The organism is Actinomadura geliboluensis, from assembly GCF_005889745.1.
In the GTDB taxonomy this organism is placed as follows: domain Bacteria; phylum Actinomycetota; class Actinomycetes; order Streptosporangiales; family Streptosporangiaceae; genus Spirillospora; species Spirillospora geliboluensis.
Genome location: NZ_VCKZ01000639.1, coordinates 1 through 3,210, shown reverse-complemented (window position 1 = coordinate 3,210; position 3,210 = coordinate 1). Strand labels below are relative to the sequence as shown.

Sequence of the window (3,210 nt, the reverse complement as noted above, 5' to 3'; positions counted from 1 at the left end):
CCCCTGGGCATCCCCGGCCATGGCGCCTCCTCGACGGTCGTCCGGTCCCGCACCGGCAATCCTGGCACCGCCCCGCCCACGGCAGCGCGCCTTCGAACCGATCCCGTCGGGGAGGGCGCGGTAAATTCTGATCGTGAGCTGGGACCGTGAAGGGGTGCTGGCGGGCCGCTACCGCAACCTCGGGCGGATCGGGCAGGGCGGCATGGGGTCGGTGTGGCGGGCCCATGACGCCGACCTCGACCGCGAGGTCGCCATCAAGGAACTGCGAGTGCCCGAGCAGGTCACCGAGCAGGAGCGGGCGGTGTGGTACGCGCGGATGGAGCGTGAGGCCCGGGCCGCCGCCCGGCTTCGGCACCCGGCCATCGTCACCGTCTACGACCGGGTCATGGGCGAGGACGGCCGCCCGTGGATTGTGATGGAGCTGATCCGGGGTTGGTCGCTGGAGCGGCTGCTGGCGGAACAGGGGCGGTTACCCGCGCGGCAGGTGGCCGCAATCGGCCTGGCGATGCTGGACGCCCTGTCGGCCGCGCACGCGCAGGGGATCGTGCACCGCGACGTCAAGCCGGCCAACGTGCTGCTGGAAGAGGAGCGGGTCGTCCTCACCGACTTTGGCATCGCGGCGGTGGAGGGCGACGCCACGCTCACCCGCTCGGGCGCGGTGCTGGGCACGCCCGCCTACATGTCGCCCGAGCAGGTGCACGGCCAGCCCGCCACGCCCGCCTCTGACCTGTGGTCGTTAGGCGCGACCCTGTACGCGGCGGTGGAGGGCCGCCCGCCGTTCACCGCCCCCACCCACAGTGCCCTGTTCATCGCCATCGCCACACAGGAGCCGCCCCCGCCCGCATGCGGCGGGCCGCTCGCGCGACTCCTGACCGGCTTGCTCCGCAAAGACCCCGCCGCCCGGCTGACTCCCGCACAGGCCCGCGCCCTGCTCACCGCCGTGGCCGATGGCGACGAACGGCCTCCTGCCCCGAATCGTCCGTCCGCTCCGGGGCCCGCGAACGAAAGCCGCCGTCCGGTCGCCGCCCGGGGCGCTCTCGCCTGCGCCTGGACCGCCGTCGCCGGCACCCTCCTGCTGCCGTTCCAGCTCCACGACGGGATGGGGGCGAAAGTCGTGCTGGAGGAAGGCCCGTACTGGCTGATGGGGCTGCTGGTGCTTCTGATCGCCCTCTCGGCATGGCTGTGGAGCCTCCCTCACCGGCCCGTGCTCGTCCTCGCCTGCGTGGTCGTCGTCAACCTGGCGGCTCTCCTCGCGGCGCCGGTGGGACGGATCCCCATCGCGGCGGCCCTGCGGTACTCCGGGACCGCCGACGTCGGGTACGGCATGGTCTTCGCCTGGCTGGCGGGCGCGGCCGCGCTCATGCTCGCCTTCACGGCGGTGAACAGGCCGCTGCTCGCCGGAACGGCGTCCCGCAGGCCGCTCGGGGCACTGCTCGGGCCGGCCGTCGTCCTTGAGGGCTTCGTCGCGGTGCTGTGGCCGGTGATCGCCTTCGGGGCCCTGGGAAAGTCGGTCAACCTGGCCCCGGTCACCGTCGACCTCATCGACGAATGGATGCTCGTGACCGCCCTCGCCCTCATGGGGCTGGCCTGGACCACCGCTCAGATCGCCCTCAAGGCCGACCGCGTCTGAGGCGGACGCCGGCCGCGGCGGCACGTGCGGGCTCCAGGACGTTGGCCATCGAGTGCGCGCACTTTCCACCCGGCCGCGTCCACGTGGCAGTGACGGAGGCCGGCTCTCGTGCACCTGGCGGAGGACACCCGGTAAAGCGCCCCCGCCACCCGCATCTACAAGGAGGAATGCCGGTCCTTGAGTTTGGTGAGGAAATCGTTCCAGGCGCGGGGAGCAAAGGCGAGCATGGGCCCGTCCGGATCCTTCGAGTCTCGGACTGCCACTGAGGCGCCATCAGGTGCCACTTCCACGCAGTCGTCGGCTTGTGAGCCGCTGTAGCTGCTCTTTCGCCACATGACGGGTGGCCGGTCTGAGGTGCTCATAGCTCCGATATTATGCGGTTGATCAGTTCCCGAGAAGCCGGTTCGTCGAGTGCGGAAGAGCGCAGGTCGGTGAACCTTGATTGGTACTCCGAGACCGCTTCCTCCTCCTCCAGGATCCACTGGCCGGTGAAATGATCGGTCAGGACCGCCCTGACGATGGGTGGCGAGCCGATCTCGATGAGCTGGAATTGGCCTACGTATGCTGCGCCGGGATCGATGCTCAACGGCAAGATCTGCAAGAGCACGTGCTCTTGCTCGGCCTCGTTGAGGAGTCTCCGCAGCTGGCTCCGCATAACGTGGCGACCGCCACGAGGACGACGGAGCGCTGCCTCATCCAGGACTACCTGTATGCGGGCGGGGTTTTCGCGGCGAAGGATTCCCTGCCGTGCCAGGCGAAACGCGACATAGCGTTCGACCGCGTCCGTCGGTCTTACGGGAACCCGTGTGGAGTTGACGGCGCGGGCGTAGCTTTCGGTCTGGAGGAGGCCGGGGATGAACGTGGTCTCCGTGGTGATGATGCGGGAGGCATCGTGTTCCAGGGAGACCCGGTCGAGGGCCTCGGGGCTGACCAGGTCTCGGTAGGCGTCCCACCAGCCCGGTTGGCGGTCTTGTTCGGCCAGGGTCATGAGGGCGGCGCGGAGGTCGGTGGGGACGTTGTACCGGTCGAGGATGAAGCCGAGGTCGCGGAGGCGCAGCCATTGCACGCCGTTCTCGATCTGGCTCAGGGACGAGGGGGAGCGTTCGAGGTGCGCGCCGGCGGTCTTGAGGGTGTATCCGGACTCCTCACGCAGTCGGCGGAGCACTCGTCCGATCTTGCGGCGGCGCGTCGTGGACAGGGTCGCTTCCGACATGTGATCAGAGTGTCACGCTACGGAGTCGGATGTCCGGAAAACTGGAGAGCGCTGAATTTTCAGTGAGGGGTCCTTTCGGAGGACACGGAACGTGGTGCGGCCGTCGCGCCGTGCTTGGAGCCTGAGTCCCGAGAGAAGGGATCTTCATGGCGATCAGCGAGGTCATCGCGGCGCTCACGCTGCCGGGCGTGGAGCGGTCGGCGAAGCATGTGCGCCTCTTCGCGCGGGACGTGCTGGGGGAGGGGCATCCGTCGCTCGGGGACGTCCAGACGTGCGTGAACGAGGCGTTCACGAACGCGGTCGAGCACACCGCGTCGGGGCGGCGGGGGAGGGTGACGGTGCTGTTCTCCGTGTTGGACGGGGACGT

4 protein-coding genes are annotated in these 3,210 nt (G+C 69.5%); 2 read left to right on the top strand and 2 right to left on the bottom strand.

What is annotated here, in order from left to right:
- The first annotated feature begins 133 nt into the window (after positions 1 to 133).
- The gene (locus ETD96_RS46325) at positions 134 to 1,630 is read left to right on the top strand and encodes a serine/threonine-protein kinase (RefSeq protein ID WP_205719748.1); all 1,497 of its coding nucleotides are present in this window, start codon (positions 134 to 136) and stop codon (positions 1,628 to 1,630) included.
- A 155-nt stretch (positions 1,631 to 1,785) separates the two neighbouring features.
- Here the strand turns inward: ETD96_RS46325 and ETD96_RS42855 are convergent, their stop codons facing one another.
- Together ETD96_RS42855 and ETD96_RS42850 are read right to left on the bottom strand one after the other, a co-directional pair.
- On the bottom strand, positions 1,786 to 1,965 hold the full coding sequence (locus ETD96_RS42855; RefSeq protein WP_338072669.1) for a DUF397 domain-containing protein: 180 nt from the start codon (positions 1,963 to 1,965) through the stop codon (positions 1,786 to 1,788).
- 23 nt (positions 1,966 to 1,988) lie between these two features.
- Positions 1,989 to 2,843 carry a helix-turn-helix domain-containing protein gene (locus ETD96_RS42850; RefSeq protein WP_138642200.1) on the bottom strand — a complete coding sequence of 285 codons (855 nt, stop codon included), beginning with the start codon at positions 2,841 to 2,843 and terminating at the stop codon, positions 1,989 to 1,991.
- Between the two features lie 146 nt (positions 2,844 to 2,989).
- On the opposite strand from ETD96_RS42850, the gene ETD96_RS42845 reads away from it, so the two are divergent.
- Positions 2,990 to 3,210 (top strand): ATP-binding protein (locus tag ETD96_RS42845; RefSeq protein ID WP_138642199.1); only part of this gene is annotated, 221 nt, incomplete at its 3' end.

Coding starts and splice junctions, on each gene's coding strand:
- ETD96_RS42850 (WP_138642200.1), bottom strand. CDS start 2,843: ATGTCGGAAGCGACCCTGTCCACGACGCGCCGCCGCAAGATCGGACGA.
- ETD96_RS42855 (WP_338072669.1), bottom strand. CDS start 1,965: ATGTGGCGAAAGAGCAGCTACAGCGGCTCACAAGCCGACGACTGCGTG.